The sequence below is a fragment of the Tsukamurella serpentis genome (assembly GCF_054780975.1).
The window spans coordinates 1006662-1033506 of the sequence record NZ_BAAGVH010000002.1 but is presented as its reverse complement, the minus strand read 5'-3'; the positions used below and the strand labels follow the sequence as shown (position 1 = coordinate 1033506).

The window sequence follows — 26845 nt, the reverse complement described above, 5'->3', positions numbered from 1 at the left end:
TCATGAAAGACGATCATCCCGCCGTCGTAGCGGGACGTGCCTCGCAGGCCGCTGCCACCGCCCACCGGAAACAGGACTGGCTCGATCTGTTCGCCGCCGACGGCGTGGTCGAAGACCCGGTCGGACCGTCCGGATTCGACCCCGAGGGACGAGGGCACCACGGTCGTGAGGAGATCGCCGCCTTCTACGACAAGACCATCGGCATCGCGGAATCGCTGGAGTTCCGTTTCGACGACGGCTTCGCCTGTGGCGATGAGGTCGCCTTCACGGGCCTGATCCGCACCGTCCTGGGCGGACACGTCATCGACGCCGAGGGGGTGTTCACCTACAAGGTCGATACGGAGGGCAAGATCGTCGCGCTCCGGGCGTTCTGGGAGGTCGATCGAGCGATGGCCACCGCCCGTCCGGTGGATTCCTGAACTCCGATGTCACCGCCGGGTGAACACCGCGTCGGCGAGCACCGGAGCTCCCCGCTCCAGTGACTCCGCAGTCACCAGTTCACGCTCGCCGTCGTGCCAGATCCGCACCCGCAGAGTCTCCCCGGGCAGCATGATCCCGGCGAACTTCGCCGACCACGAGGCCACGGCGGAGGCGTCACCGTCGACCACGGCATCGGTCACTGTCTTGGCCACGATCCCGTAGGTGCACAGACCGTGCAGGATCGGCGCGTCGAAGCCGGCGGCTCTGGCGAACGCCGGGTCCGAGTGCAGGGGGTTGCGGTCGCCGCACAGTCGGTACAGCAGCGCCTGCTGTCCGAGTGTGGGCACGTCGATGGTGAGGTCCGCCCCACGTTCGGGTAGTTCGATCTTGTCCGAGGGGCCGCGTTCACCGCCGAAGCCACCCTCACCGCGGGCGAAGATCGATGAGCGCGCCGTCCACAGCGGCTCGCCGGAGGCATCGACCACCTCGGTCTCCTGCCAGATCACCGCGGCCTTGCCCTTGTCGTGCACGTCGGAGATGCGGGTGCGGGCGGTGGCGGAGCCGTTCGCCGGAAGCGGACGATGGGCGGTCACCGACTGGCTTCCGTGCACCACCTTCGCCAGATCGATCTCCACACCGGGGAAGGAGACCTTTGGCGGCTCGGTGGCGTGGAAGTTCTGCGCCACCGTGGCGAAGGTGGGCAGCACGACGGTGTCCTGTTCGGTGGCGTAGCGCAGCTCGCGGGCGGCGAGCGGATCGCCACCGGCGCCCAGCGCCAACTGATACAGCAGCACATCGGATGTGCTCCACGAGAACTCGGTGGTGCCGAGATCGGCGCCGATCGCGATCGCCGGATCGATGGGCATGGAACTCCCTATTCGTAGGTGATACGCACCGACGGGGTGCGGCGCATGGACTGGCAGGCCAGGATGATGCCGTCGTCGAGGTCCTCCTGATCGAGAACCTCGTTGTGCGCGAGTTCGACCTCGCCGTCGACGATGCGGCAGGCGCAGGCGCTACAGGCGCCCTCCCGGCACGAGTACGGTGCATCGATACCCGCTTCGAGCATCACTTCCAGCAGCTTCTTCTGCGCCGGCCACACCAGCTCCTGCGTCGACCCGTCGATCTCCACGGTGACGGTGCCGTTGTCGGTCGCCGGCGCCGGTAGATCCTCCGCCTCGGCGACAGCGACCTTCTCCTCGGCCTCCTCCTGCGCCTGCTCCACCTCGAACGGGTTGCGGGGCAGCGAGCGGAACTTCTCGATGTGCACTTCGCGTCGACCCTTACCGAGAGAGGTCATCGCCTCGGAGACGGCGTCCATGAACGGGCCGGGCCCGCACACGAAGACCTCCCGGCCGGCGTACGGCGCCGCCAGCGTGGCCAGGTTCGCCGCACTCGGCAGGCCCTGTACGGATTCGAGCCAATGGATCACCGCGAGCCGGTCCGGATGTTCGCGGCACAGCTCGGCCAGCGCGGAGGCGAAGATCACCGACTGCGCATCGCGATTGGCGTAGATCAGCGTGACCGCACCGGTGCCGCGTTCGAGTACCGAGCGCAGGATCGACATGATCGGAGTGACGCCGCTGCCTCCGGCGAACAGCAGCATGTCGGTGTCCAGCGACTTCGGCGTGAAGATGCCGGCGGGCGCCAGCACGTCGATCTCCATTCCCGGCGTGGCGTTGTCGCACAACCAGTTCGAAGCGTAGCCGTTCGCGGTGCGCTTGACCGCCACACGCAGCGGTCCGCCGTCGTGCGGAGCACTGCACAGCGAATAGCAGCGCGCCACCGATCCGGTGCGATCACTGGGTACGCGGATCGTGAGGAACTGACCAGGCTTGTAGGTGAACTGTTCCGCGGATTCGGCGGGCACCTCGAACTCGATCGAATGCGCGTCGTGCGTCTCCGCGACCACCTTCGCGACGAGCAGACGGTGGATGCTCACTTAAGGACTCTCCTCCTGGGTAACGGATTCCGGCACCGGGACCGTGCCGAGCTTCGCCGCACGGGCGATCGATTCCATCAGGCGCGGGCAGGTGGCCCGCAGTGTGGTGCCGGAACCGTCGGCGGAGAACACCGAACAGGTCCGGGCTGGACCGCACCACTGGATGGACGTCTGCTCCCGACTGTTCTTCTTGACCTGGACCGCGACCCCGCACGTGCTGCACTCCAACGGGGTGTAGCCGTCGGTGAGGAACCCCTCACGGTCGGCGACGGTGTCCGCACACGTCACCGGCTCACCGAAGACGGTCACCGTGGGGGACATCGGATCAGGCTCCGGTGGGATGCGGCGAGGCGGCCTTCTCGGCCTCTTGGCGGGCGATGTTGTCGGCGACCTCGGCCTCCCACGCCTGCACGGCGTGGGCGGTGTCGATCTCGAATTCGAAGCGCTGCGTCATGTCCTCGGTGACCTCCGCGGAGTCCACGTAGAACTGCTCGTACCAGCGGCGCAGCTGGTATACCGGGCCGTCCTCCTCGCACAGCAGCGGGTTGTCGATGCGGGTCTTGTTCTGCCAGATCTCCACATCCTGCAGGAAGCCGAGCCCGACGTTCTTGGCGAACTTCCCGGCGATCACGTCGGCCTTGTCGTCGTCGAGACCGGGCAGCTTCTTGACCTTCACCCCGTACATCAGCTTGAACGAGGTCTGGTCGATCGGGTAGTGGCAGTTGATCAGGACGTTCTCGATCAGCAGGCCCTTGTAGTCGTTGTGCAGGTAGTTGATCATGTACGACGGCCCGAAGTAGTGCGCCTCGGACTTGAGCAGGACGTCGTCGCCGCCGGAGAGCCCGATGTCGCTGACGTCGTTGCGACCCTTGGTGTCCAGGTACTGCGAGGCGATGTGCCCATCGAAGACGTTCTTGAAGTAGGTGGGCAGGCCGTAGTGGATGTAGAAGAAGTGCGGCATGTCGACGATGTTGTCGACGATCTCCCGGCAGTTACTTCCCTCGATGACGATCTCGTTCCACACCCAGTTCGACCACTCGGGTCCGTCGACCTCGCCGTCGATCTTGGGGATGGCGAGTTCCTCAGGGGGCTTGGAGTTCTCGGTGTCGTGCCAGACGAACAGCTGATCGTTCTCGATCATCGTCGGCCAGGTGCGGGTGCGTGCGCGCAGCGGTACCCGCTTGGCGTAGGGGATCGACTTGCATTTGCCGTCGCCGCCCCACCGCCAGTCGTGGAACGGACAGGCCACCTCGTTGCCCTTGACGGTGCCCTGGGTGAGGTCGCCGCCCATGTGCCGGCAGTACCCGTCGAGCACGTTGACCTTGCCGTCGTCGCCGGCGAAGACCACGAGCTTGGTCCCGAAGGCGTGCACCGCATGCGGCTTGCCGTCGGCGAAGTCCTTGAGCAGTCCCAGGCAGTGCCAGCCCCGGGCGTACCGGGTGGGTGCGGTGCCGCTGTCGATGAGACGGGCTGCGGTCTCGGTGTCGGTCATGAGATCTCCTCTTCCGCGAGGGTCGGCGCTGAAGCCGTGGGGGCTGACTGGGCGGTGGCCATGTCTTCCACGGCCAGGTATGCGAACACCATCGCGGGGCCGATGGTGGCGCCCGGTCCGGCGTAGGTGTGGCCCATGACGGGCGAGCTGGAATTACCGGCGGCGTAGAGGCCGTCGATCACGGTGCCGTCGGCGCGCTGCACCCGGCCGGCCACGTCGGTCCGCAGTCCGCCCTTGGTGCCGAGATCGCCGGGAACCATACGAGCAGCGTAGAACGGGCCGGTGGTGAGCTCGGCGAGACTCGGGTTCGGCTTGTTCCGCGGGTCACCGTAGTAGTGGTCGTACGAGCTCTCGCCGCGATGGAAGTCGTCGTCGCGTCCGGCACGCGCGAATCCGTTGAACCGGTCGACGGTGCTGGTCAGTGCCGCAGCGGGCACACCCATCTTCTCCGCGAGTTCGGGGATCGAGCTCGCTCGCACCATGCACCCGGATTCGAACCAGCGCTTGGGCAGTGGCTGGCGCGGCGGCTGGCCGGCGAACAGATATCGATTGCGGTAGCGCTGATCGAAGACCAACCAGCAGGGCACGTTCTCACCGGGGCCCTCACCCTGCCCGAATCGGCCGCCGTACATCGAGTGCACGGCTTCGACGTAGGGCGCGGACTCGTTGACGAATCGCTCACCGGAGGTGTTGACCATCAGGCTGCCGGGCAGTGAGCGTTCCGAGAGCGCGAACCAGGCCATCTTCGGCAACTGGATCGACGGTCCCCACCACGCGTCGTCCATGAATTCGAGGGCGCCGCCCACCTGCTCGCCGGCGCGGATAGCGTCTCCGGTGTTGGCGGGAACGCCGTTGGTCCACTCGGTACCGATCGGCTGGCGCTGGTACTGCTCACGCATCTGCTGGTTCGCTTCGAAACCGCCGGCGGCGAGGATCACGCCGCGTCGGGCGGTGAGCTCGACCCGCTCCCCGTCGCGATCGACGACGACGCCGGTGACCCGGCCGTCCTCGGTGCGCAGCGAGACCAGTGCGGTGTTGCGCCACAGCGGCACGTTCGCCTGCTGCAGCCCGACGCGCAGTGCGGCGATCAGGGCCTGCCCGCGGCCGAGCAGGTGCTTGCCGCGGGCCTTGGCCAGGTAGAAGCGGCCCGCCACGCGCATCGCTCGCGCCACGCCCTTGGGGTGGCGCATGATCAGGTTGAGCCACTTGAAATCGGCCTGCGTGACCACCAGGTTCATCGGAGCCTTGGTGTAGTCGGGCTCGAGGTGGTCGAGCTCGTCGCCGAGTTGCTTACCGTCGAACGGCTTCGGCTCGCAGGAACGCCCGTGTGCCCGGCCACCGGGTGCCTCCGGGTAGTAGTCGGAGTAGCCCGGCACCCAGGTCAGCTCCAGGGGACTCATCCGGTGCAGCATCGCGATGACCTCGGGCCCGCGGTCGATGTAGGTGTCGATCCGCTCCGCGGGCACCACGTCGCCGATGATCGAGTGCAGGTACTTGCGCGCCTCGTCCGGGGTGTCCTTGACCCCCGCCCGCTCGAGTGCCTCGTTGCCGGGGATCCAGACGCCGCCACCGGAGCGGGCGGTGGACCCGCCGTAGTGCGGTGCCTTCTCCACGACCAGCACGCGTAGGCCGGTGTCCGCCGCCTTGAGCGCTGCGGTCATACCCGCCGCGCCGCTCCCCACCACGATCACGTCGTACTCGGTCGTTTCCGGCGCCATCGACTCTCCTCGTTGATGTAACACGTTCTCCGGCTCTACCTGCACTTTCAGGCAGCAGGTATGCGCCATGACTGCAGTCTAGACTAGAACAGGTTCCACCCGCTGCGAAAGGCTCAAGAAGGTGGTGCGAACTACCGCCGCGCAGCGGCGGTGACTCCGGCCCGGCGGCCGAAGAAGCTCCCGTCCCCGAGGCTGGTCCCACTGGCGTAACCGCCGGCGCACACACCTGAGGTGCATCGGCCCGCCGCGAACAGTCCGGCTATCGGCTCACCGTCGACGTGCAGCACCCGGGAGTCGGTGTCGGTGCGCAGCCCGCCGAGTGTGAACCCGGCGGTGAATCCCCGCATGTCCCAGGCCGCCACCGCCCCGGTCAGCGGCCGAACCCACTGCGTCTTCTTGTGCAGGAGCGGATCCCGGCCATCGGCCGCGTGTCGGTTGTACGTCTCGACGGTGCCGGTGAGCGACCCGGCGGGCAGGCTCATGTCCGATTCGAGTTCCTCGACGGTCTCCGCGGCCCAGGTCGGAGGTTGGCGGAAGAATTCGGTCGCGGTGCGGGTGGTGAGTGCTTCCTCGTGGGAGTCGAGGTCCATCACCAGGTAGACGCTGTTGTCCTGCTGGATCAGTGCTGCCTGCCCGATCCGGCCGCCGTAGGTGTCCTCGGCGATGAAGCGCTGCCCGCGACCGTTGACCAGGATCCCGCGCGCCATCATCTGCGGATCGCCGAAGAAGGCCACTTCGGTGGCGTCCATGTGGGCGAGTGCGGCACCCGCGGCCTGCGCCATCAGGATCCCGGCTCCGTCGTGCTCCTCGATCGCAGCGGCCGGGCGCCCGATCAGTCGGGGAGCGTACGTCTCGATCATGTCCGCGTTGTACGCGAAACTCCCGGTCGCCAGGACCACGCCCCGTCGTGCGCGGATGTAGTACTCCTCGCCGAACCTGCGGGCGGCGATCCCCTCGACGCCGCCGTCCGGGTCGCATACCAATGTCCTTGCCCGCAGGTCGTACTCGGCGCGGACACCGAGCGCCTCGGCGGTCTCGACCAGGGGTTTCATCAGCATGTAGCCGGCGCCTCGCACGCCGGTGCGCTTGTCCGTCATCTGCGGTACGTGCCCACGAGGTGCGGGCGGTACGAGCTCGTTGAACGGGGCGGCGTTCTCGCCCCCGGAGTAGCCCAGGCCCTCGTCGTGCGCGACCTCCCAGCCGGGCTCGCCCCAGAACTCCTCCTTGAACCGCACTCCGCACTCCGTGAGCCACCGGTAGTGCTCGACACTGCCGTGTGCGTAGTCGTGGATCTTCGCGACGTCGGCGCCGGGGCCGAGGGCCGCGGTCATGAACCGCTCCATGTTCTCGGCGGTGTCCTCGAAGCAGAGGGCGTGTTGCAGTGGTGTGCCCCCGCCCAGGTAGATCCAGCCACCGGATTGTGCGGCTGCGCCGCCCCAGCCTCCGGAGCGGTCCAGTACGAGTACCTCGGCGCCGGCCCGTGCCGCTTCGATGGCGGCGCACACACCGGCGATCCCGTAACCGGCGATCACCACGTCGGCCTCGAAGTGCCAGGTGTCGACCTCTGCCGATGGGATCGGGCGACGGCTGTTGGACATGGCTCTCCTTCACGGCGGGGCGTAACCGGTTACATCAGCAACATAGGCGGATCGAGACTTTTGATGTAGCGTTTCGATCCAGAAAACGAGAACGTGTTCTAGTATGAGACCAAGGGCGGGCGCTGGGCCCGCCGGAGCGTCGGAGAAGGCGAGGAAAGATGAGCGAACAGAGCGTCAGCGCGGTGCTGGCCGAGGTGGCGGAGATGCTGCCCGCGCTCCGCGAGCGGGCCCAGGAGACGGAGGACACCCGCCGTGTTCCGGACGAGTCGATCAAGGCGCTGCAGCAGTCCGGGTTCTTCCGGCTGCTCCAGCCCAAGCGGTACGGCGGGTTCGAAGCGGACCCGGCGGATTTCTACACCGGCGTCAAGATGCTCGCCAGCGCCTGCGGGTCCACCGGCTGGGTCGCCTCGATCCTCGGTATCCATCCGTGGAACGTCGCGCTGTTCGACGATCGAGCTCAGCAGGAGGTGTGGGGAGACGATCCGGACACCCTGGTGTCCTCGTCCTACGCGCCGATGGGCCGCTCCGAGGTGGTCGAGGGGGGCTACCGGCTCACCGGCAAGTGGAGCTTCTCCTCCGGCTGCGATCACGCCACCTGGGTGCTGCTCGGCGGTCCGGCGTTCAAGGACGGCAAGCCGGTCGACTTCCTCACCTACCTCATCCCGATCAGCGACTACACCATCAACGACGTCTGGCACACCGTCGGACTGCGTGGCACCGGCAGTAACGACATCGTGGTCGAGGACGTCTTCGTACCGGACTACCGTGCGCTGAGCTTCCAGCACGTGTCCAAGTGCAAGGGGCCCGGCCAGGAGGTCAACACCAGCCCGCTGTACAAGCTGCCCTTCGGCTCGGTGCACCCGTCCACCATCACGGCGCCGATCATCGGCATGGCGCAGGGGGCTTACGACGCCCACGTCGAACACCAGCGCAAGCGCGTGCGTGCGGCCTACGCCGGTGAATCCGCCAAGGAGGATCCGTTCGCCATGGTGCGCGTCGCAGAGGCCGGCAGTGAGATCGACGCCGCCTGGCTCCAGCTGATCTCCAACATCAACGAGGAGTACGAGCTGGTCAAGGCCGGTGAGAAGATCCCGTTCAATCTGCGCCTGAAGGTCCGACGCGACCAGGTCCGCGGGACCGAGCGCGCGATCTTCGCCGTTGACCGCATGTTCGAGAACTCCGGTGGTCGGGCACTCGCCGAGGGGACCCCCATCCAGCGGTTCTGGCGCGACGCCCACGCCGGCCGGGTGCACGCCGCGAACGATCCCGAGCGGGCCTACAAGATGTTCGGCACCGGCGAGTTCGGCCTGCCTGTGATGGACGGGATGGTCTGAGCGTGACGCAGACCGACGTGGACGTTCTCAAAGAGGGGAAGTTCGCCACCACCGCAGCCGGTCTCACGCTGCACTACCACGAGGCCGGCGAACAGAACCGGGCCAACGGCACCGTCGTCCTGCTGCACGGTAGCGGTCCGGGAGTGTCCTCCTGGAGCAACTTCGGCCGGAACATCCCGGTGCTGGCGCAGCGCTTCCATGTGCTCGCCGTCGATCAGCCGGGCTTCGGCCGCTCCGACAAGCCGACCGAACACCCGCAGTACTTCGTGCACTCCGCGACGGCGCTGAACGACCTGCTCGACGTGCTCGGCGTCACCGAACGGGTCCACCTGGTGGGCAACTCGCTCGGCGGAGGCACCGCGGTGCGGTTCGCGCTGGACTTCCCGCAGCGTGCGGGCCGGCTCGTCCTGATGGGCCCGGGCGGGTTGAGCGTCAACACCTTCGCCCCGGACCCGACGGAGGGCCTGCGCACGCTGCAGAGGTTCTACGCCGCCCCGAGCAAGGAACGACTGGAGGACTTCCTCCGGATCATGGTCTTCGACCAGAAGCTGATCACACCGGAGCTGATCGACGAACGCTGCGAGCGCGCCCTCGACCCGGATGCGATCTCCGCGTTCAAGGCGATGGGCAAGTCCTTCGCCTCCGCCGACTACGAGAAGGGCATGCTCTGGCGCGACGCCTACAAGCTGCGCCAACCGGTCCTGATGGTCTGGGGGCGTGAAGACCGGGTCAACCCGCTCGACGGTGCCCTCCTGGCGCTCAAGCAGATCCCGCGCGCTCAACTGCACGTCTTCGGGCAGTGCGGGCACTGGGCGCAACTGGAGAAGTTCGACGAGTTCAACCGGCTCACGGCGGATTTCCTGGACGGTACGAAGGAGTGACGATGCCGATCAAGGCGCTCGGCTACATGCGCATCGAGGCCACCGACGTCGACGCCTGGCGCGAGTACGGACTCAAAGTGCTGGGCATGATGGAGGGTGCCCCCAGCGGCGCCGCCGCCTCGGCGGACAGCGCGAAGAACCTCTACCTGCGGATGGACGAGTTCGCAGCCCGCCTGGTGATCGTGCCGGGTGAGAAGGACCGCCTGCTGGTCTCCGGTTGGGAGGTCGCCGACGCCGCCGGTCTGGCGGAGCTGCGGGCGACGCTCACCGAGCACGGAATCGACTTCACCGAAGGCACCACCGAGGAGAAGCTCGAGCGCAGGGTCGAGGACTTCATCCGATTCCAGGACCCGTCCGGTAATACCCTCGAGGCGTTCCACGGCGCGCAGTACCTGGGCCGCCGGTTCGTCAGCCCCTACGGGCACAGGTTCGTCACCGGTGAACAGGGCCTCGGTCACGTTGTTCTGACCTGCTCCGACGATGCCGCAGCGCAGAGCTTCTACCAGGACGTGCTGGGATTCCGATTGCGCGATTCGATGCGGTTGCCGCCGCAGATCGTCGGCCGGCCGGCCGACGGTGACCCTGCCTGGTTGCGGTTCTACGGCTGCAACCCGCGTCACCACGCGCTGGCCTTCCTGCCGCTGCCGAACCCGACGGGCATCGTCCATCTCATGGTCGAGGTGGAGAACTCCGACGACGTCGGTCTGTGCCTGGACCGGGCGAACCGTAAGAAGGTGAAGATGTCGGCCACCCTGGGGCGGCACATCAACGACAAGATGCTCTCCTTCTACATGAAGACGCCGGGTGGCTTCGACATCGAATTCGGCTGCGAAGGACTCGAAGTCGAGAACGACGACTGGATCGCGCGGGAATCCACGGCGGTCAGCCTGTGGGGCCACGACTTCACCGTCGGTTTCAAGGAGCAGTGATGACGACCGCGTCGAACGCCCCCGCACCGATCGAGCCACTGGACTACCGGACCGCGATGGGGCACTTCTGCACCGGCGTCACGGTGATCACCGCGGCGGATGAGCAGGGCCCGGCCGGTTTCGCCTGCCAGTCCTTCTCGGCGCTGTCCCTCGATCCCATGCTGGTGTTGTTCTGCCCGATGAAGACCTCCGGCGCCTGGCGAACCATCGAACGGACCGGCCATTTCGCGGTCAACGTACTCGGCGAGGGACAGCAGGATGTCAGTTCGGTCTTCGGTTCCCGGCATCCGGACAAGTTCGGGGCCGTCAAATGGAAGCCCTCCACCACCGGTTCGCCGCTACTCGACGGTGTCCTGAGCTGGATCGACTGCGCTGTGGAGACCGTGCACGACGGTGGCGATCACTACATCGTGGTCGGCCGGGTACTGGAATTGAGTCCGCCGAACGCGGCTCGCCCGCTGCTGTTCTACCGCGGGCGGTACACCCAGACGGTGACCGATCCGGGGCAGGCGATTCCCCGTGCGCTGTCGCTGGACTCGTTCCTCACCTGGCCGGTCGGCGACGACTGGGTCTGATGATCCCCGCGAAGCGGCCGGGCACCCGTAGGTGCCCGGCCGCTCTTCGTGTCGGGCGGCAGCGCCCGAGAGTGTTACGAGTGGGTCAGTTCGCGGCGCGCCAGGTGATGAGCGGGATCGCCGAACAACTGCGATGACGAGTGCGCTCGTTTGAAGTACAGGTGCGCATCATGTTCCCAGGTGATGCCGATGCCGCCGTGCAGCTGGATCATCTCAGCGGCGACTGTGCTGAAGGCCTCCGAGCAGAACACCTTCGCGGCGGCCACGGCCAGTTCCCGGGTGCGCGCGCCGGCCTGGGGATCGTCGAGGGCCTCCCCGGCGGCCGCGGCCGCCGAGCGGGCGGATTCGACCAGCACGAACAGGTCCGCCATCCGGTGCTTGAGCGCCTGGAACGAACCGATGGGACGCCCGAACTGCACCCGGGAACCGGTGTATTCCACCGTCGTCGCGAGCGCCTGCCCCGCTGCGCCGGCCTGCTCCCCCGCGAGCACCGCGCAACCGACGTCCAGCCCACGTGCCAGGGCGGGGGAGGCATCGTCGAGCAGTAGCCGGGCCGGGGTGTCGTCGAAGGTGACCTCCGCGAACCGGCGGGTCGGGTCCATCGAGGGCGTGTGCCTGCGCTCGACATCGGAGCCGGTCACCAAGTACAGCCCACCTCCGGCGATCACCAACAGGTCGTCCGCGAGATCTCCGTCGAGGACCAGGCCCGTAGTCCCCGAGAGCCGCCCGCCGGAGGCGGTGACCGGGCGCTCATCGAAGGTGCGGCCCGCGAAAGCCAGCGCGGCGGTCCGCTCTCCACTCGCCAGGGCCGCCAGCAACGCGGTCTCCCGGGTGTATGCGAGCACCGTCGTGGCCAGTACCGCGGAACCCAGGAAGGGGGAGGGGACCAGGTGCCGGCCCAGTTCGGCCGCGACCACCTGGAGGGCCCGCACACCGGCACCGAGCCCGTCCTGCTCCTCCGGAACGGCCAGTGCCGCGACGCCGACCTGTTCGCACAGCACCGACCACAGCCCCCGGTCGTGGCCCTGGTCGCCGGTGATCACCGTGCGTAGTGCCTCCGGCGACCAGCGCCGCTCGATCACACTGCGGACCGCGCCCGCAAGATCGTCCAACTCCGAGCTCATCGGGCCGCCTCCCGGACTGCATCGAGCACCGTCGCTCGGTGTTCGGCCTGGGTACCCCACGCCGACTGCAGGGCGCGGACCTTGGTGATCCACAGGCCGAGGTCGTACTCCGCGGTATAGCCGATCGCGCCGTGCACCTGCAGCGCGGTCCGCGCGGCGAGGTACGCGGCATCGGCGGCCGCCACGCGTGCCGCGGCGACGTCGCGCGCGGCGTCCAGATCCACCCCGCGCGGCTCCGCGCCGGAGAGCGCGACCGCGGCGCCCTGCACCAGGGGGGCGGCCAGTTCGAGCCGGGTCGCGACATCGGCCAGCAGGTGTTTGATCGACTGGTACTCACCGATCGCCCGGCCGTACTGGGCGCGGGTCCTGGCGTAGGCGACGGTGTCGTCCAGCAGTCTGCGGCCGGCACCGAGAACCTGCGCGGCGGTCGCGAAGGTCGCCACGACCAGCGCCCGGTCCCGGTCGCCGGGGGCGCCTGCGCGGACGTCGGGCGCCTCGAACAGGCGCCGGGTCCGGTCCACGGAGCCGTGCGGCGCGGTGGTCGGCTCGCCGGTCTCGGTGACTCGGCCGTCCCGGTCCACCACCAGTCGCAGATCCGCGGCATCGGCGTCCAGCAGCAGGGGAGTCCTCGGTGCGATGGCGACGGTGCCGATCGTTCCGGCGGCCAGCGCAGGTAGGTGCGTACTGAGATCACCGGTGAGCAGCGCCGGTAGCACGGCGATCGATTCCACTGCCGGGCCCGGAACCCCGTGGTAGCCGAGCCGGTCGAAGGCGACCGCGAGATCCGCCGAATCGGCGCCGGCACCGCCGTGCTCCTCTGCGATCGCGAGTCCGGTGACGCCCAGGTCGGCCAGCGCCGACCACAGTTCGCGGCCGCGCTCGTGATCACCCTCGGCCCAGGCCCGGGCGGCCGCCGCGGTTCCGGCGTTCGCGAGCAGATCGTCGAGCGACTCCGCGAAGGCCCGGTTCTCCTGTGACGCTGCGAATCTCATCGGGCCCCTCGAGGTAGGCCGAGGAGACGCTCGGCGATCGTATTGCGCTGGATCTGGTCGGTGCCGCCGTAGATCGGGCCGGCCAGTGAGAACAGGTACCCGGCGGGCCAGCGTCCTGCGTCGGGTGCGCAGGGTCCGGTGAGCTCGGCCGACGGGCCCAGCAGGTCCAGGGCGGTCTCGTGCAGGGCGACGTCGAGGTGACTCCAGAACAGCTTGTTCACACTCGATTCCGGTCCGAGTTCGCCACCGTCCTGCAGTCGGGTGACGGTGCCGAAGGTGTACAGCTGATACGCCCGTGCACCGATCCAGGCGTCCGCCACACCCCTGGCTGCGGCACTCGCGGTGTCACCGTCCTCGCGCTCCCACAGGTCGATCAGCGCGTCGGCGGCGGACAGGAACCGTCCGGGACTGCGCAGTGAGAGGCCGCGCTCGTTGTTCGCCGTGGTCATCGCCACCCGCCAACCCTGACCCGGCTCACCGATCACGTCCGCGTCGGGTACGAAGACCTCGTCGAGGAAGATCTCGGCGAAACCCGGCTCGCCGTCGAGCTGGGGGATGGGGCGCACCGTGACACCGGGGGCGCGCAGGTCGAACATCACATATGTCAGTCCGCGATGCCGCTCGGAACCGGGTTCGCTGCGGAACAGGCCGAAGGCACCATCGGCGAACGCGGCGCGCGAGCTCCACGTCTTCTGCCCGGACAGTTTCCAGCCACCGTCCACCCGTACCGCGGTCGACCGCAGCGAGGCGATGTCGCTACCGGCCTCCGGCTCCGACCAGGCCTGTGCCCAGACCCGTTCCGAGCGGGCCATCGACGGCAGGATCCGCGCCCGCTGCTCGTCCGTGCCGTGGCTGAACAGGGTCGGGGCCAGCATGAACAGGCCGTTCTGGTTCACTCGCAGCGGAGCCCGCGCGGCGTAGTACTCCTCCTCGAAGACCACCCATTGCAGCAGCGTGGCATCGCGGCCGCCGAACTCCTTCGGCCAGGAGACCGCGGCGAAGCCCGCGTCGAAGAGCGTGGCCTCCCAGTCCCGATGCGCCTGGAAACCCTCGGGTGTGTCGAAGGAAGGCAACGGCTCAGCGGGCAAGTTCGCGGCGAGCCAGGACCGTACCTCGTCGCGGAAGGCGACGGTGGCGTCGTCGAATTCGAGGTCCACTAGCGATCCCTCCCGGCGCCGCCCGCGCCCTCGCCGGCATTGCGCGCACCCGAGGCCATCGACTTGGCGTCCTGGCCGCCCAGCGAATCGCCGCCGGACGCCTCGGCGTTGTGCGCGTGCGCGAAGTGGTGCAGCCCGAAGACCGAGTCCATTCCGGCGCGCATGCCCATCAGATCCTCGCACTGGTTGACGGCCTTCTTCGTCAGTGCCAGACCGAAACCGGGCATGTCGGCGATCCGCTCGGCGAGCGTCATCGTCTGCTCCTCGAGATCGGCGCGCGGTACGACCCGGTTGACCATCCCCCACAGCTCGGCCTGCTGTGCGGAGAAGCGGTCGCCGGTGAACAGGAACTCCTTCGCCGCGCGCGGGCCCATCATCCACGGATGCGCGAAGTATTCGACCCCCGGAATACCCATGCGTACAACGGGATCGGAGAAGAAGGCATCGTCGGAGGCGACGATCAGATCGCAGCTCCAGGCCAGCATCAGCGCACCCGCGATGCAGGCACCCTGCACCGAGGCGATCACCGGTTTCGGGATCTCCCGCCAGCGTCGGCACATGCCCAGGTACACCTCGGACTCGCGTGCGAACCGCTGGTCCCCGCCCTCGCGTCCCACGTGGTCCCACCACAGCACCGCGCGGTTCTCGAAGTGCTGATCGACGTCACGGCCGGGGGTGCCGATGTCGTGACCGGCGGAGAAGTGCTTGCCCGCGCCGGCCAGCACGATCACCTTCACCCGGGGATCCTCCACCGCGCGCACGAACGCCGCGTCGAGTGCGTAGGTCATCGCCGAGTTCTGCGCGTTGCGGTACTCGGGACGGTTCATCGTCACCACCGCGACCGGGCCGCGCAGCTGATAGGTCACCACCTCCTGCTCGTCGGGGGAGTCACTCGACTCGGAGGCGGCGGCTGTGCTGTCGGTCATCGATTCTCTCCTGCTGCAGGGGCTTCGCTCGCGCGCAGTACACGCTTGAGCACCTTTCCGGTGGCATTGCGCGGCAACTCGTCGACGAAGACCACGCTGCGGGGCACTTTGAAGTTCGCCAGGTACTGCCGGCAGTGATCGATCACCGCCTCCTCGGTCACCCGGTGACCGGGAGTGAGCACCACGAAGGCCTTCCCCACCTCCCCGAGACGAGCCTCGGGGACGCCGATCACCGCACTCTCGGAGACACCCGGGATGCGGGCGATCACCTGTTCGACCTCCGCCGGGTACACGTTGAATCCCCCGTTGGTGAACATGTCCTTGATCCGGTCGGTGATCCGCAGGTTGCCCGCTTCGTCCATCGATCCGGCGTCGCCGGTGTGGAACCATCCGTCGGCGTCGATGGCCTTGGCGGTGGCCCCGGGATCCTCGAAGTACTCGGTGATCACGTTCGGTCCGCGGACCAGGATCTCGCCGTCGCCGGCGATCCGGACCTGCATGTCCGCCACCGCCCGGCCGGAGGTGGTGGCCACCGTCTCCGGGGCGTCGTCGGCGCGGCACATGGTGACCACCGGGGCCTCGGAGAGCCCGTACGCGGTGAGCACCCGGTCGTACTGCAGCTCGCTGCGCATCCGCTCGATCAGCACCACGGGGATGGTCGCGGCGCCGGTGGTCGCCGCCCGCAGGCTGGACAGGTCGTAATTCGTGCGATCGGGGTGATCGAGCATCATCTGATGGACCGTGGGAACCCCGGGCAGGATCGAGATCCGTTCCCGCTCGACCAGTTCGAATGCTGTGACCACGTCGAAGGTCTGCGCCGGGTAGATCGCCGCACCGTGCTGCAGCGCCGCCAGGATTCCGGCCTTGTAGCCGAAGATGTGGAAGAAGGGGCTCAGGATCAGGTACCGGTCGTCGGGGCTCACCCCTACCAGGTCGGCCCAGTTCGCGGCGTTGGCCAGTGTCTGCGCGTGGGTGCTCACCGCGCCCTTGCTCCGGCCCGAGGTCCCCGAGGTGAAGAAGACGTCCGCGGGGGCGTCCGGGGTGACCGCGGCAGCGGCGGCGTCGAGGTCGGCGTCGGAGACCGAGGCGCTGCGGGACGGAACCGATTCCCACTCGGGCAGCCGGAACACCGCCGAGATCGCCTCCGGCAGAGACCCCGCGGTCTCGATCACCGCTTCCAGGCGGTCCACCCCGAGGAACGGGCCGGCGACGACGAACGCCCGCGCCCGCGTCCGTTCGAGGAGGTCCACGATCTCCGGGCCGGTGTAGCGGGTGTTCACCGGCACCAGGACGGCGCCGATGTAGGCGGCCCCGAGTGCCGCCTCGATCCACTCCTCGCTGTTCGGTGCGCACACCGCGACCCGGTCGCCGGGGCCGATGCCTTCGGCGAGCAGCGCCTTGGCGAATACACGGACCCGGTCGTGCAGGTCCGTGTAGCTGATCCGCTGCTCCCCGTCGACCACGGCGGTACGCCCCGCGAACTGCTGCGCGACGTTGCGCAGCACTGTTGCGATGGTGCGTGACATGCGCAAACCCTTCTGCCTAGCAAGTGCTTGGTAGAACACGTTACAGTGCGAGTCGAGTCTGTGTAACCTGATTCCACCAAGCAACTGCTTGGTGGTGGTGAAGGGAGAGCCGGTGACGGCGGTGAGCAGCGAGACCGACGCGGAATTCCGCGCCAGGATCCGCGATTGGCTCGAGACGAATCTCTCCGGTGAGTTCGCCGGTCTGCGTGGCGCCGGCGGCCCCGGACGCGAACACGAGTACTTCGACGAGCGCGTCGGCTGGGAGAGACACCTCGCCGCCGCGGGCTTGAACTGCATCGGCTGGCCGGCCGAGGACGGCGGTGGTGGAGCGAGCATCGCCCAGCAGGTGATCTTCCACGAGGAGTACGCCCGCGCCGGTGCACCGGCGAAGGTCTCGCACCTCGGCCAGGAACTGCTCGGGCCCACCCTCATCGCCTTCGGCACCGACGAGCAGAAGCAGCGCTTCCTGCCCGCGATCCGAGACGTCCGCGAGCTCTGGTGTCAGGGCTACTCCGAGCCGGGGGCCGGCTCCGACCTGGCGAACGTGAGCACCCAGGCGCGGCTCGAGGGTGACGAATGGGTGATCTCCGGTCAGAAGGTCTGGACCTCCCTCGCACACGTCGCCGACTGGTGCTTCGTGGTCGCCCGCACCGAACCCGGTTCGGCCCGGCACCGGGGACTGTCGTACCTACTGGTGCCGATGGACCAGCCCGGTATCGAGGTCCGTCCGATCGTGCAGCTCACCGGTACCTCGGAGTTCAACGAGGTGTTCTTCGACGGTGCCCGCACCGCGGCGGCCAACGTGGTCGGCGAACCCGGCGACGGTTGGCGCGTGGCCATGGGGACTCTCGGCTTCGAGCGCGGCGTGGCCACTCTCGGGCAGCAGATCGGATTCCGCCGCGAACTGCAGCAGCTCACCGACCTGGCCCTGGACAACGGCGCAGCGGAGCGCCCGGAGATCGCGTCGGCCCTGCGCCGCGCGTGGACCGAACTGGACGTGATGCGCGCACACGCGCTGCGCACGCTCGGATCCGCCGAGACCGGGACGGCGGAGGTCGCGAAACTGCTGTGGGCCAACTGGCACCGCAGGCTCGGCGAGATCGCGATGTCGGTGCGCGGTGCTGCAGGACTGCTCGCCGCGGGCAGCGGCCCGGCGGGCGCCGGCCTGGACGACTGGCAGCGGCTCTACCTGTTCACCCGGGCCGACACGATCTACGGCGGTTCCAACGAGATTCAGCGCAACATCATCGCCGAGCGCGTGCTCGGCCTGCCCAGAGAGGCCCGTCCATGACCGCGATTCCCGCACCCACCTATCCCACCGGCCGTGACCTGCTCTCGGACCGGGTCGTGGTGGTCACCGCCGCCGCCGGTACGGGCATCGGCTCGTCGACCGCGCGCCGTTGCCTGGAGGAGGGGGCGCGAGTGGTGATCTCCGATTGGCACGAGCGCCGCCTGGGGGAGAAGTACGACGAGCTCGCCGCTGAGTTCGGTGACCGCGTCCACGCCCTCGTCTGCGACGTCACCGACGAGCGGCAGGTCCAGGCGCTGCTCGGCGGTGCCGCAGAGCGGTTCGAGCGGATCGACGTCCTGGTCAACAACGCCGGACTCGGCGGTAGCGTCGCGGTCCAGGACATGACCGACGAACAGTGGTCGAAGGTCCTCGACGTCACCCTCACCGGCACCTTCCGTGCCACCCGTGCCGCGATCAACAGGTTCATCGCTCAGGGCGGTGGCGGAGTCATCGTCAACAACGCCTCGGTGATCGGCTGGCGCGCGCAGGCCGAGCAGGCTCATTACGCCGCCGCGAAAGCCGGTGTCATGGCGCTGACCCGGTGCGCAGCGGTCGACGCCGCTCCGCACGGAGTCCGGATCAACGCGGTCTCGCCGAGCATCGCCATGCACCCGTTCCTGGCCAAGGTGACCTCCGACGAACTGCTCGACGAGCTCTCCCGGCGCGAGGTCTTCGGCCGCGCCGCCGAACCCTGGGAGGTGGCCAACGTGATCGTCTTCCTGGCCTCCGACTACAGCTCGTACATGACCGGCGAGGTCGTGTCCGTGAGCAGTCAACATGCCTAAACCCGATCCCTCCACCGCTTCCGCACGGCGCGCGGAGGTCCTGGCCCTGAGCGCGAAACTGTTCGCCGAGAACGGTTATCGTGCTACAACGGTGCGCGATATCGCAGACGCCGCCGGCATCCTGTCCGGCAGCCTCTATCATCACTTCGACTCCAAGGAGTCGATGGTCGACGAGATCCTGCGGGCCTTCCTCGACCGGCTCTTCGGCGAGTACCGCGAAGTGCTGGCCCGCGGCGATGATCCCCGGGATCAACTGCGCGGCTGTGTGATCGCCTCCTTCCAGGCGATCGATGCCGACCCGGACGCCGTTGCGATCTACCAGGCGCAGTCGCGGACCCTCGCGCAGCAGCAGCGGTTCGCGTACATCGCCGAATTCCTCCAGGAGTTCCGCTCGATGTGGCGTGGGATCATCGAGCGCGGTATCGAATCGGGCTCCTTTCGAGCTGATCTGGACGTCGACATCACCTATCGCTTCCTCCGCGACACCGTCTGGATCGCGGTCAGTTGGTACCGGCCCGGCGGTGAACTGCCGGTGAGCGCGGTGGCCGATCAGTACCTGACGATCCTCGAACACGGGATCGTCCAGCCCTCGAAGGAGAAGTCATGACCAGTCTCGCCCCCGGTGCCTACATTCTGGACGCTGTGCGCACCCCATCCGGTAAACGCGGCGGATCGTTGTCGGCGATGCACTCCGCCGACCTCGGTGCCCACGTCCTGCGACAGTCGGTGCTGCGCTCGGGTGTCGATCCGGAACTGGTCGACGACGTGATCATGGGGTGCTGCGACACCATCGGCCCGCAGTCCGGCAACATCGCCCGCACCTCCTGGCTGGCCGCCGGCCTGCCCGAACAGGTTCCCGGGGTGACCGTCGACCGGCAGTGCGGGTCGAGCCAGCAGGCCGTGCATTTCGCTGCCCAGGCCGTGCTCTCGGGCACCTCCGAGGCGGTGGTCGCCGCCGGTGTGCAGAACATGAGTGCCGTTCCGATCAGCGCGGCCATGGTGGCCGGCCGTGAGTACGGCTTCGACGATCCCTTCTCCGGCTCGCAGGGCTGGCGCGAACGGTACGGCGATGTGGAGATCTCCCAGTTCGCCAGCGCCGACATGATCGCCACCAAGTGGGGTGTCTCCCGCGCGCGGATGGAGGAGTTCGCACTCGCCAGTCACCACCGGGCGATCGATGCCATCGACGCGGGCCGGTTCGAGGCCGAGATCGCCCCGGTCGAGGACTTCGCCACCGACGAAACTCCGCGCCGCGGAACATCACTGGAGAAGATGGCGGCTCTGGAGCCGCTGGCCGAGGGGTCGGCGGTCACCGCTGCCGTGGCCAGTCAGATCGCCGACGGCGCCGCCGCGGTCATGGTCGCCTCGGGTGATTTCGTCCAGCGGCACGGGTTGCGTCCACGGGCCCGGATCCACCACATCTCGGTGCGCGCGGCCGACCCGGTGTGGATGCTCACCGGCCCGATCCCGGCCACCCGGTACGCCCTGGAGAAGACGGGGCTCGCGGTCGGGGAGATCGACCTGTTCGAGTGCAACGAGGCGTTCGCCTCGGTGCCACTGGCCTGGATGGACGAGCTCGGGATCCCGCACGAGAAGGTCAACGTCAACGGTGGCGGCATCGCTCTGGGGCATCCGCTGGGCGCCACGGGCGCCCGGCTGATGACCACCCTGCTGCACGAGCTGGAGCGGCGCGGAGGCCGCTACGGCCTGCAGACCATGTGCGAGGGTGGCGGCACCGCCAACGTCACCATCATCGAGCGGATCTGAACGGATCAGCCTCGCAGGTCGGTGAGCTCCTCGATCCGGTTCGTCGCGTCGGCGACGATCCGGTCGATGAGTTCGGCCACCGTCGGCAGATCGTCGATGATTCCGGCCACTTGACCGGAGGCCAGGACCCCGGCATCGGTGTTTCCTTCGACCAGCCCGGCGCGCAGCAGCATCGGGGTGTTGGCCGACATCATCAATTGGCTCCAGGTGCGCTCTCCACCCTTCTTCAGCGCCAGGCCCTCGTTGATCAGACCCTTCCAGGAGACCCCGGTCAGGGCCTGGAAGCGCAGGGTGTTGCGGGCCGCGTGCGCCAGCGTCGCCACGCCGTGCGAGCGTTCCAGCGCCTCCACCAGCGCGGTCCGCAGCACCCGGTGCGGCATCCCGTCGACCTTGGTGGTGACCACGGTGTCCGTCAAACCTCGCTGCAGGTACTGCTCCTTCACCGAGTCCGGGACCCGGCTGTCCCGGGTGAGCAGGAAGCGGGTGCCCATCGCCACCCCGGACGCACCGTACGCCAGAGCGGCCGCGAGGCCCCGTCCGTCGAAGAAACCGCCGGCGGCGATCACCGGGATGTCCACCGCGTCCAGGACGGACGGCAGCAGCAAAGTGGTGGCCACACCACCGGTATGCCCGCCGCCCTCACCGCCCTGCACCACGACCGCGTCGGCGCCCCAGGAGGCGACCTTCTCCGCGTGCCGGGCCGCCCCGACCGACGGGATCACCACCAGTCCGGCGTCCTTGAGCTCGGCGATCATCTCCTTGCGGGGGGCCAGGGCGAACGAGGCCACCTTCACGCCCTCCCGGATCAGCAGATCGACCCGCTGCTGCGCATCCTCGGCATCAGCGCGCAGATTCACTCCGAAGGGCTTGTCGGTGCGCTCCTTGGTCTTGCGGATCGCCGTCGCGAGCTCGTCGTAGGTCATCGTCGCGGAGGCCAGGATGCCGAGCCCGCCCGCGTTCGCGGTGGCGGAGGTCAGGTGCGCGCCGGAGACCCAGCCCATGCCGGTCTGCACCACCGGGTGCTCGATGCCGACCAGCTCGGTCAGACGAGTTCGCAGCGTCATGCCGGAACCTCCTTGTTGCGCAGCCCTTTCGGGTCGATCACGGTGCGGATCAGGTCGAGTTCGGTCTCGGTGGGCAGGCGGGTCTGCGGCACGTCCGAGCCGGCCAGCTCGAAGCCCGTGGCCTCGCGGACCTGCTGTTCGGTCACTCCCGGATGCACCGAGAGCAGGGTCATCGCGCCGTCGTCGCCGAAGCCGAGCACCGCCAGGTCGGTGACCACCCGGTGCACGTCGTGGTACCTCGACGCGGCCGGGCCCGCCGCGCGCGCCCGGTCGTAGCCGACCCCGGAGACCACGTCCACCGATTCGACGAAGACGCGGGTGGAGTGCTTGGGGATCCAGTACGAGGTGCGGTTGTTGACCGTGTTGCCGGGGCCGCCTCGCACGCCGAGCAGTTGCCGGGTGGGTGCGCTGTGGTCACCGATCGCGGAGATGTTCTGGTTGCCGTACCGGTCGATCTGGCTGGCTCCCATGATCACGTGGCGCTGACCGTTCGGCACCACCACGTCGAGCACCTTCTTGAACGGTTGCCAGCCCTCGATCCCCGCGGACGGGCTCGCGGCGTCGGCGATCAGATAGGCCTCTCCGTCGGAGAGGACGAGGTCCGGGGCGAAGGTGAGTCGGGCCAGCCGCCCACCCAGGGCCGGGATCAGGCCCATGGGGCTGGCGGTGATCTCACCGTCGCCGCGGAACAGATCGGCGATCGCGCCCACGCAGACCTCCGCACGGGTGATGTCGGTCATTTCTTCTCCTCGGCCTGTTCGGACGCCCAGGCTGCGACCTGGGCCTGGTAGTGCGCCTCGTCGCCCGAGAGGAACCGCTGTTCGAACTCGGCCCAGGCGGCGGGATCCTTGGCGCTCGCGGCGTAGTGCCGCTGGAATCTCTCGTCCCGCTCGTGATCGGGGACGGCGGAGGTGAAGTGCGCCCCGTTGGGGGTCTCCACCACGCCGGTGACGGCGCTGCGGTTGATCAGCAGAGACTGCACGGGCCCCCCGGCGACCAGTTCCTCGGTCGGGACGATCCGTTCGCACGAGAGGTAACAGCGGTCGGCAGCGAGGGCGAAGTCGTCGTCGAAGTACGGGTCGGGACCGAGGTACTGCGCATTGCCCCGGGCATCGGCACGGTTCATGTGGATCAGCGAGGCGTCCAGCCGCAGTGCGGGCACCGCCACCAGTTCCTCACCGTCCGGATACGGGGAGACGACGGTGCGCAGGTCCGGGTTGACGTCCATCACCGACGAGCCGAGACCGGCCCGCAACGGCAGGAAGGGCAGGCGCTGGACGGCGGCCCTGAGCCCGGCGGCGAACATGCCCTCGTCCCATTCGGCGACCTCGATGGAGCCGGACTGCCTGGCGCGGGCGAAGTTCGGGTCGATCGGGACACTGTCGAGGGTGACGAATCCGAAGACGAGTTTGCGGATCCTTCCCGCCGCGGCCAGGAGGCCCACATCGGGGCCGCCGTACGAGACCACGGTGAGATCCTTGAGATCCGAACGCAGGATCTCCCGGACCAGCGCCATCGGCTTGCGGCGCGAGCCCCAGCCGCCGATGCCCAGCGTCATCCCGTCCTCGAGTTCGGCGACCACCTGTTGGGCGGTCATGATCTTGTCGGTCATCGGTTCTCCTGCTCTGTGTCCCGGGCCGCCTCGCCCACGGTGCGGCCGGTGCTGACGAATTCCCGCCGGTGCTCGTCGGAATAGCCTGCGAGGTTGAGCTCGAAGGTGAAGCCCTGCTCGAAGCGATAACTGGTGTGCACGTTCACCGGGTCGATGCCGTTGATGGCCTCCTTGGCCTTGCGGATCACCCGGGTGTCCTTCGCGGCGATCGTCCGGGCGAGCTCCTGCGCCGCCTCGTCGAGATCGGCACGCGGCACCACTCGGTACACCGAGCCGAAGTGGTGCAACTGCTGCGCCGTGACGGTGCCGGCGGTGAAGTACAGCGTGCGCATCAGGTGCTGCGGCACCAATCGCGCCAGGTGGGTCGCGGCGCCGAGCGCACCCCGGTCCACCTCGGGCAGCCCGAAGGTGGCGTCGTCGGAGGCGACCACCACGTCCGCATTGCCGACCAGCCCGATACCACCGCCGAGGCAGAAGCCGTTCACCGCGACGATCACCGGGACCTCGCAGTCGTACACCGCGGAGAAGGCGGCGGCGCAGCCCTGATTGGCGCCGATCAGCTTCTGGTATCCGCTGCCCGCGGACTGGGCGGCGTCGATCTCCTTGATGTCGACTCCGGCGTTGAAGCCGCGGCCGACCGCGCGCACCACGACGACGTGGCACGCGGGGTCCCGTCCGGCGGCGGTGATCGCCTCGGCGAGGTCGAACCAGCCCTGCACGGTGAGGGCGTTGACGGGGGGTGCATCGACGGTGATCGTGTGGATTCCGACGTCGTCGACTGTGCTTGTTATCGGTGAGGACACACCGACTCCTTCGAGGTAGACAGGTAGAACATGATCTAAACCTAGCAATTGCTTGGTACGCTACCACCGAAGTCCACTGCCCCGGAACGAAGAAGGCGGATCAGATGTCGAGCAGTACCCGATCGGACCTCGCCGGCGCGGTGGTCCTGGTGACCGGAGGGGTGCGCGGTATCGGCGCGGGCATCGCCCGCGTCTTCCTGCGTCACGGAGCCACCGTGGTGGTCTGCGCCCGGCGTGAACCGGACGGCCCGGTCGAGGCCGGCGGTGCCGTCGCCGAGTTCACCGCCGCCGACGTCCGTGACCCGGAGCAGGTCGATGCCCTGGTCTCCGGCATCGTCGAACGGCACGGCCGGCTCGACGTCCTGATCAACAATGCCGGCGGAGCGCCGTTCGCCGATGCCGCGACCGCGTCACCGAGACTGCACGAGAAAGTGGTCGGACTGAATCTACTGGCGCCGCTGTTGGTCGCGCAGCGCGCGAACTCCGCCATGCAGGCCGCCGGTGGCGGCGCGATCGTCAACGTCTCCTCCGTCAGTGCCACCCGCCCATCGCCCGGAACCGCGGCCTACGGTGCGGCCAAGGCCGGACTGGACTCGCTCACCGCGAGCCTGGCCGTCGAATGGGCTCCGGCGGTGCGGGTCAACGCACTGGATGTGGGAATGGTGCGTACCGAGGCCGCCGAGCAGCACTACGGCGACGACGCGGGGATCGCCGCGATCGGCGCCACCGTTCCGCTGGGACGGCTGGCCCACCCGGAGGAGATCGGCGAATGCGCCGCCTTCCTCGCCTCGCCACGCGCCTCGTACGTCAGCGGAGCCACGCTCCTGGTGCACGGCGGCGGTGAGCGGCCGGCCTTCCTCGCCGCCGCCAATGCCGATCACAGCCATGATTCGGACCGGAACAACAAGTAGGAGAACGCCAATGACAGGAATCGTCGACGGCCGGGTGGTCATCGTCACCGGAGCCGGCCGCGGTATCGGCCGGGCGCACGCACTGGCCTTCGCCCGCGAGGGCGCCGCCGTGGTGGTCAACGACTACGGCGTGGGCCTCGACGGTGCTGATGCATCGTCCGGACCGGCCCAGCAGGTGGTGGACGAGATCCGGGCGGCCGGGGGCCGCGCCGTCGCGAACGCCTCGGACGTCGCCGACTGGGAGGGTGCGGCCGCTCTGGTCCGTACCGCGGTCGACGAGTTCGGCCGCCTCGACGTGCTGGTGAACAATGCCGGATTCCTCCGCGACCGGATGCTGGTGAACATGTCCGAGCAGGAATGGGACGCCGTGACCCGGGTGCACCTCAAGGGGCACTTCGCGATGCTCCGGCACGCCGCCGGGTACTGGCGGGACGAGTCCAAGGCCGGCCGGCAGCCGCAGGCGCGGGTGATCAACACCAGCTCCGGAGCGGGGCTTCTGGGCAGCGTGGGGCAGGGCAATTACGCGGCTGCCAAGGCCGGCATCGCCGAGATGACGATCCAGGCGGCCGCGGAGATGGGCCGCTACGGCATCACCGTCAACGCGATCGCTCCGGCAGCGCGGACTCGCATGACCGAGGTGACCTTCGCCGACGACATGGCGGCTCCCACGGAGGGTTTCGACGCCATGGCGCCGGAGAACATCTCCCCGCTGGTGGTGTGGTTGGGGAGTGCTGAAGCGGGCGATGTCACCGGACGGGTATTCGAGGTCGAAGGCGGCAAGGTCTCGGTGGCGCAGGGATGGCGGCACGGTCCGGAGCAGGACAAGGGCGCCCGCTGGGAACCCGCCGAACTCGGCCCGGTGGTTCGCGATCTGATCCGGACGGCTCCGTCGCCGGAGCCCGTCTACGGCGCCTGACCCGGATCCGGTGATGCCGGGCCCGCACCCGCGCGGCCCCGGCATCACCGGCCGGGTGTGGAGCCGCCCGACACGTGTCGCCGGACGGTGGTCAGACCCGCACGGTCAAGCGGGAGTTCTCGGTGAAGAACTGCACCAGGTCCGCAGCAGTGGTGGCCATCGATCGTGGGGAGTAGCCGAGTTCCGTACGGGCCTTGGTGATATCCACCAGTGGCGACGCGAACAGCGGACCCAGGGCGGCCTTGGAGAGTACGTCCGAACCCAGCAAGGCGCCGATCGGCTCCAGCACCGGCATGATCGCCGCGAGTGCGCCGATCGGCACCGCGATCTGCGGCCCGGAGCGCCCGGCCGCTTGAGCGGCGAGCCGCATGGTATCGATGATCGGTGCGAATTCACCACCGAGCAGGTAGTTCTCGCCGGTGCGCCCCTTCTCCGCGGCCAGCATCACACCCTCGGCCACATCGCGTACGTCCACCAGATCGAAGCCGGCCTTGGCCACGAACGCGGGGAGCCGGCCGCGCGCGGCGGTGTGCGCGAGACGGTTCAGGCGGGAGAGGCTCGCGCCGTGATCGGCCGGGCCCCAGACGCCTGTCGGATTGCAGACGGTGGCGTCGAGACCGTCGTCGATGACTCGCCGCAGTTCCTGCTCACCAGCCCATTTGGAGCGGTCGTAGACCGGGATCTCCGGGCGTTCGGATCGCGGGGCACTCTCGTCGATCACCTGCACCAGATCCTGGTCGTAGGCGTGGATGGAACTCAGGTGCACCATCTTCGAGACACCTGCATCCAGCGCCGCGCGTGCCACGACGCGTACGCCCTCGGTGTTCAGCCGCCAGGCGACCTCGTCCTCCATCCGCAGGGTGATCATCGCGACCAGGTGGTAGACCACGTCGACGCCCTCGAGCGCCGCGCGCATCTGATCCGGTTCCAGGACGCTCGCCCGTACCCAGTGCACCCCGTCGGGGGCGTGCGGCGACGCGGTGCGGTCGATCGCGACGATCTCGTGGCCCTGCTCGGAGAGCAACTGCAGGAGGTTCCCCCCGACGAATCCGGCCGCGCCGGTCACTGCCACCCGCATCGAT

General features: G+C 68.5%; 27 protein-coding genes. 11 read left to right on the top strand and 16 right to left on the bottom strand.

Annotated elements, in window-relative coordinates; all coding sequences use genetic code 11:
• The first annotated feature begins 2 nt into the window (after positions 1-2).
• Complete coding sequence (locus ACYVHG_RS07370) at positions 3-419, top strand: nuclear transport factor 2 family protein (RefSeq protein ID WP_461166748.1); 417 nt, start codon at positions 3-5, stop codon at positions 417-419.
• 9 nt (positions 420-428) lie between these two features.
• On the opposite strand, the gene ACYVHG_RS07365 is transcribed toward ACYVHG_RS07370, so the two are convergent.
• The 6 genes from ACYVHG_RS07365 to ACYVHG_RS07340 all read right to left on the bottom strand — a co-directional run bounded on the left by ACYVHG_RS07365 (position 429) and on the right by ACYVHG_RS07340 (position 7170).
• Positions 429-1286, bottom strand: a complete 858-nt coding sequence (locus tag ACYVHG_RS07365; protein WP_461166747.1) for a MaoC/PaaZ C-terminal domain-containing protein — start codon at positions 1284-1286, stop codon at positions 429-431.
• 8 nt (positions 1287-1294) lie between these two features.
• Positions 1295-2362: a 2Fe-2S iron-sulfur cluster-binding protein gene (locus tag ACYVHG_RS07360; protein WP_461166746.1), complete on the bottom strand. Its 1068-nt coding sequence runs from the start codon at positions 2360-2362 to the stop codon at positions 1295-1297.
• Complete coding sequence (locus ACYVHG_RS07355) at positions 2363-2683, bottom strand: hypothetical protein (RefSeq protein WP_461166745.1); 321 nt, start codon at positions 2681-2683, stop codon at positions 2363-2365.
• A 4-nt stretch (positions 2684-2687) separates the two neighbouring features.
• Positions 2688-3854, bottom strand: a complete 1167-nt coding sequence (locus tag ACYVHG_RS07350) for a Rieske 2Fe-2S domain-containing protein (RefSeq protein ID WP_461166744.1) — start codon at positions 3852-3854, stop codon at positions 2688-2690.
• A complete protein-coding gene (gene kstD, locus ACYVHG_RS07345) occupies positions 3851-5572 on the bottom strand; it encodes a 3-oxosteroid 1-dehydrogenase (protein ID WP_461166743.1) in 1722 nt (573 codons plus the stop codon). The genes ACYVHG_RS07350 and kstD overlap by 4 nt, the downstream gene beginning before the upstream one ends.
• 131 nt (positions 5573-5703) lie before the next feature.
• Positions 5704-7170 carry an FAD-dependent oxidoreductase gene (locus ACYVHG_RS07340; RefSeq protein WP_461166742.1) on the bottom strand — a complete coding sequence of 489 codons (1467 nt, stop codon included), beginning with the start codon at positions 7168-7170 and terminating at the stop codon, positions 5704-5706.
• A 158-nt stretch (positions 7171-7328) separates the two neighbouring features.
• Here ACYVHG_RS07340 and hsaA point away from each other — a divergent pair, with 158 nt between their 5' ends.
• The 4 genes from hsaA to hsaB are packed head-to-tail and all read left to right on the top strand — an operon-like array spanning position 7329 to position 10889.
• Entirely contained in the window at positions 7329-8504 is a 1176-nt protein-coding gene (gene hsaA / locus ACYVHG_RS07335; protein ID WP_461166741.1) for a 3-hydroxy-9,10-secoandrosta-1,3,5(10)-triene-9,17-dione monooxygenase oxygenase subunit, read from the top strand.
• Between the two features lie 2 nt (positions 8505-8506).
• Complete coding sequence (gene hsaD / locus ACYVHG_RS07330) at positions 8507-9385, top strand: 4,5:9,10-diseco-3-hydroxy-5,9,17-trioxoandrosta-1(10),2-diene-4-oate hydrolase (protein ID WP_461166740.1); 879 nt, start codon at positions 8507-8509, stop codon at positions 9383-9385.
• Between the two features lie 2 nt (positions 9386-9387).
• Entirely contained in the window at positions 9388-10314 is a 927-nt protein-coding gene (gene hsaC / locus ACYVHG_RS07325; RefSeq protein ID WP_461166739.1) for an iron-dependent extradiol dioxygenase HsaC, read from the top strand.
• Positions 10314-10889, top strand: coding sequence for a 3-hydroxy-9,10-secoandrosta-1,3,5(10)-triene-9,17-dione monooxygenase reductase subunit (gene hsaB, locus ACYVHG_RS07320; protein WP_461166738.1), 576 nt, complete (start codon positions 10314-10316; stop codon positions 10887-10889). The genes hsaC and hsaB overlap by 1 nt, the downstream gene beginning before the upstream one ends.
• A 74-nt stretch (positions 10890-10963) precedes the next feature.
• On the opposite strand, the gene ACYVHG_RS07315 is transcribed toward hsaB, so the two are convergent.
• From ACYVHG_RS07315 to ACYVHG_RS07295, 5 genes are read right to left on the bottom strand one after another with little or no spacing between them, the layout of a single operon-like run.
• A complete protein-coding gene (locus tag ACYVHG_RS07315) occupies positions 10964-12013 on the bottom strand; it encodes an acyl-CoA dehydrogenase family protein (protein ID WP_461166737.1) in 1050 nt (349 codons plus the stop codon).
• Positions 12010-13005, bottom strand: a complete 996-nt coding sequence (locus tag ACYVHG_RS07310; RefSeq protein ID WP_461166736.1) for an acyl-CoA dehydrogenase family protein — start codon at positions 13003-13005, stop codon at positions 12010-12012. The genes ACYVHG_RS07315 and ACYVHG_RS07310 overlap by 4 nt, the downstream gene beginning before the upstream one ends.
• Positions 13002-14162 carry an acyl-CoA dehydrogenase family protein gene (locus ACYVHG_RS07305; protein ID WP_461166735.1) on the bottom strand — a complete coding sequence of 387 codons (1161 nt, stop codon included), beginning with the start codon at positions 14160-14162 and terminating at the stop codon, positions 13002-13004. Before ACYVHG_RS07305 ends, ACYVHG_RS07310 begins: the two co-directional genes overlap by 4 nt.
• On the bottom strand, positions 14162-15088 hold the full coding sequence (locus ACYVHG_RS07300) for an enoyl-CoA hydratase (RefSeq protein WP_461166734.1): 927 nt from the start codon (positions 15086-15088) through the stop codon (positions 14162-14164). The genes ACYVHG_RS07305 and ACYVHG_RS07300 overlap by 1 nt, the downstream gene beginning before the upstream one ends.
• Positions 15085-16614 carry a FadD3 family acyl-CoA ligase gene (locus ACYVHG_RS07295; RefSeq protein WP_461166733.1) on the bottom strand — a complete coding sequence of 510 codons (1530 nt, stop codon included), beginning with the start codon at positions 16612-16614 and terminating at the stop codon, positions 15085-15087. Before ACYVHG_RS07295 ends, ACYVHG_RS07300 begins: the two co-directional genes overlap by 4 nt.
• 112 nt (positions 16615-16726) lie before the next feature.
• Here ACYVHG_RS07295 and ACYVHG_RS07290 point away from each other — a divergent pair, with 112 nt between their 5' ends.
• The 4 genes from ACYVHG_RS07290 to ACYVHG_RS07275 are packed head-to-tail and all read left to right on the top strand — an operon-like array spanning position 16727 to position 20457.
• Positions 16727-17905 carry an acyl-CoA dehydrogenase family protein gene (locus tag ACYVHG_RS07290; RefSeq protein WP_461166732.1) on the top strand — a complete coding sequence of 393 codons (1179 nt, stop codon included), beginning with the start codon at positions 16727-16729 and terminating at the stop codon, positions 17903-17905.
• A complete protein-coding gene (locus tag ACYVHG_RS07285) occupies positions 17902-18690 on the top strand; it encodes an SDR family oxidoreductase (RefSeq protein WP_461166731.1) in 789 nt (262 codons plus the stop codon). The genes ACYVHG_RS07290 and ACYVHG_RS07285 overlap by 4 nt, the downstream gene beginning before the upstream one ends.
• Positions 18683-19297: a TetR/AcrR family transcriptional regulator gene (locus ACYVHG_RS07280; protein ID WP_461166730.1), complete on the top strand. Its 615-nt coding sequence runs from the start codon at positions 18683-18685 to the stop codon at positions 19295-19297. The genes ACYVHG_RS07285 and ACYVHG_RS07280 overlap by 8 nt, the downstream gene beginning before the upstream one ends.
• A complete protein-coding gene (locus tag ACYVHG_RS07275) occupies positions 19294-20457 on the top strand; it encodes an acetyl-CoA C-acetyltransferase (RefSeq protein ID WP_461166729.1) in 1164 nt (387 codons plus the stop codon). Before ACYVHG_RS07280 ends, ACYVHG_RS07275 begins: the two co-directional genes overlap by 4 nt.
• A gap of 5 nt (positions 20458-20462) precedes the next feature.
• Here ACYVHG_RS07275 and ACYVHG_RS07270 read toward each other — a convergent pair whose 3' ends face one another.
• Genes ACYVHG_RS07270 through ACYVHG_RS07255 form a run of 4 tightly spaced genes read right to left on the bottom strand, consistent with a single transcriptional unit; the run spans position 20463 to position 23936 of the window.
• Entirely contained in the window at positions 20463-21521 is a 1059-nt protein-coding gene (locus ACYVHG_RS07270; protein WP_461166728.1) for an NAD(P)H-dependent flavin oxidoreductase, read from the bottom strand.
• Positions 21518-22261, bottom strand: coding sequence for a CoA-transferase subunit beta (locus ACYVHG_RS07265; RefSeq protein ID WP_461166727.1), 744 nt, complete (start codon positions 22259-22261; stop codon positions 21518-21520). Before ACYVHG_RS07265 ends, ACYVHG_RS07270 begins: the two co-directional genes overlap by 4 nt.
• Positions 22258-23133 carry a CoA transferase subunit A gene (locus ACYVHG_RS07260; RefSeq protein ID WP_461166726.1) on the bottom strand — a complete coding sequence of 292 codons (876 nt, stop codon included), beginning with the start codon at positions 23131-23133 and terminating at the stop codon, positions 22258-22260. The genes ACYVHG_RS07265 and ACYVHG_RS07260 overlap by 4 nt, the downstream gene beginning before the upstream one ends.
• A complete protein-coding gene (locus ACYVHG_RS07255) occupies positions 23130-23936 on the bottom strand; it encodes an enoyl-CoA hydratase family protein (RefSeq protein ID WP_461166725.1) in 807 nt (268 codons plus the stop codon). Before ACYVHG_RS07255 ends, ACYVHG_RS07260 begins: the two co-directional genes overlap by 4 nt.
• A gap of 104 nt (positions 23937-24040) precedes the next feature.
• Here ACYVHG_RS07255 and ACYVHG_RS07250 point away from each other — a divergent pair, with 104 nt between their 5' ends.
• Positions 24041-24847: an SDR family oxidoreductase gene (locus tag ACYVHG_RS07250; protein ID WP_461166724.1), complete on the top strand. Its 807-nt coding sequence runs from the start codon at positions 24041-24043 to the stop codon at positions 24845-24847.
• A 10-nt stretch (positions 24848-24857) separates the two neighbouring features.
• Positions 24858-25763 (top strand): SDR family oxidoreductase, encoded by a 906-nt coding sequence (locus ACYVHG_RS07245; protein WP_461166723.1) that lies wholly within the window; start codon positions 24858-24860, stop codon positions 25761-25763.
• Between the two features lie 91 nt (positions 25764-25854).
• Here the strand turns inward: ACYVHG_RS07245 and ACYVHG_RS07240 are convergent, their stop codons facing one another.
• Positions 25855-26841 (bottom strand): NAD-dependent epimerase/dehydratase family protein, encoded by a 987-nt coding sequence (locus tag ACYVHG_RS07240; RefSeq protein ID WP_461166722.1) that lies wholly within the window; start codon positions 26839-26841, stop codon positions 25855-25857.
• Between the last annotated feature and the right edge of the window lie 4 nt (positions 26842-26845).

What these genes read in the sequence shown, in the direction of transcription:
- ACYVHG_RS07250 (WP_461166724.1), top strand. Translation starts at nt 24,041, where the DNA reads ATGTCGAGCAGTACCCGATCGGACCTCGCCGGCGCGGTGGTCCTGGTG.
- ACYVHG_RS07340 (WP_461166742.1), bottom strand. Translation starts at nt 7,170, where the DNA reads ATGTCCAACAGCCGTCGCCCGATCCCATCGGCAGAGGTCGACACCTGG.
- ACYVHG_RS07240 (WP_461166722.1), bottom strand. Translation starts at nt 26,841, where the DNA reads ATGCGGGTGGCAGTGACCGGCGCGGCCGGATTCGTCGGGGGGAACCTC.
- kstD (WP_461166743.1), bottom strand. Translation starts at nt 5,572, where the DNA reads ATGGCGCCGGAAACGACCGAGTACGACGTGATCGTGGTGGGGAGCGGC.
- ACYVHG_RS07265 (WP_461166727.1), bottom strand. Translation starts at nt 22,261, where the DNA reads ATGACCGACATCACCCGTGCGGAGGTCTGCGTGGGCGCGATCGCCGAT.
- ACYVHG_RS07280 (WP_461166730.1), top strand. Translation starts at nt 18,683, where the DNA reads ATGCCTAAACCCGATCCCTCCACCGCTTCCGCACGGCGCGCGGAGGTC.
- hsaC (WP_461166739.1), top strand. Translation starts at nt 9,388, where the DNA reads ATGCCGATCAAGGCGCTCGGCTACATGCGCATCGAGGCCACCGACGTC.
- ACYVHG_RS07370 (WP_461166748.1), top strand. Translation starts at nt 3, where the DNA reads ATGAAAGACGATCATCCCGCCGTCGTAGCGGGACGTGCCTCGCAGGCC.
- ACYVHG_RS07355 (WP_461166745.1), bottom strand. Translation starts at nt 2,683, where the DNA reads ATGTCCCCCACGGTGACCGTCTTCGGTGAGCCGGTGACGTGTGCGGAC.
- ACYVHG_RS07270 (WP_461166728.1), bottom strand. Translation starts at nt 21,521, where the DNA reads ATGACGCTGCGAACTCGTCTGACCGAGCTGGTCGGCATCGAGCACCCG.
- ACYVHG_RS07310 (WP_461166736.1), bottom strand. Translation starts at nt 13,005, where the DNA reads ATGAGATTCGCAGCGTCACAGGAGAACCGGGCCTTCGCGGAGTCGCTC.
- ACYVHG_RS07315 (WP_461166737.1), bottom strand. Translation starts at nt 12,013, where the DNA reads ATGAGCTCGGAGTTGGACGATCTTGCGGGCGCGGTCCGCAGTGTGATC.
- ACYVHG_RS07365 (WP_461166747.1), bottom strand. Translation starts at nt 1,286, where the DNA reads ATGCCCATCGATCCGGCGATCGCGATCGGCGCCGATCTCGGCACCACC.
- ACYVHG_RS07295 (WP_461166733.1), bottom strand. Translation starts at nt 16,614, where the DNA reads ATGTCACGCACCATCGCAACAGTGCTGCGCAACGTCGCGCAGCAGTTC.
- ACYVHG_RS07300 (WP_461166734.1), bottom strand. Translation starts at nt 15,088, where the DNA reads ATGACCGACAGCACAGCCGCCGCCTCCGAGTCGAGTGACTCCCCCGAC.
- ACYVHG_RS07275 (WP_461166729.1), top strand. Translation starts at nt 19,294, where the DNA reads ATGACCAGTCTCGCCCCCGGTGCCTACATTCTGGACGCTGTGCGCACC.
- hsaB (WP_461166738.1), top strand. Translation starts at nt 10,314, where the DNA reads ATGACGACCGCGTCGAACGCCCCCGCACCGATCGAGCCACTGGACTAC.
- hsaA (WP_461166741.1), top strand. Translation starts at nt 7,329, where the DNA reads ATGAGCGAACAGAGCGTCAGCGCGGTGCTGGCCGAGGTGGCGGAGATG.
- ACYVHG_RS07350 (WP_461166744.1), bottom strand. Translation starts at nt 3,854, where the DNA reads ATGACCGACACCGAGACCGCAGCCCGTCTCATCGACAGCGGCACCGCA.
- ACYVHG_RS07245 (WP_461166723.1), top strand. Translation starts at nt 24,858, where the DNA reads ATGACAGGAATCGTCGACGGCCGGGTGGTCATCGTCACCGGAGCCGGC.
- ACYVHG_RS07260 (WP_461166726.1), bottom strand. Translation starts at nt 23,133, where the DNA reads ATGACCGACAAGATCATGACCGCCCAACAGGTGGTCGCCGAACTCGAG.
- ACYVHG_RS07285 (WP_461166731.1), top strand. Translation starts at nt 17,902, where the DNA reads ATGACCGCGATTCCCGCACCCACCTATCCCACCGGCCGTGACCTGCTC.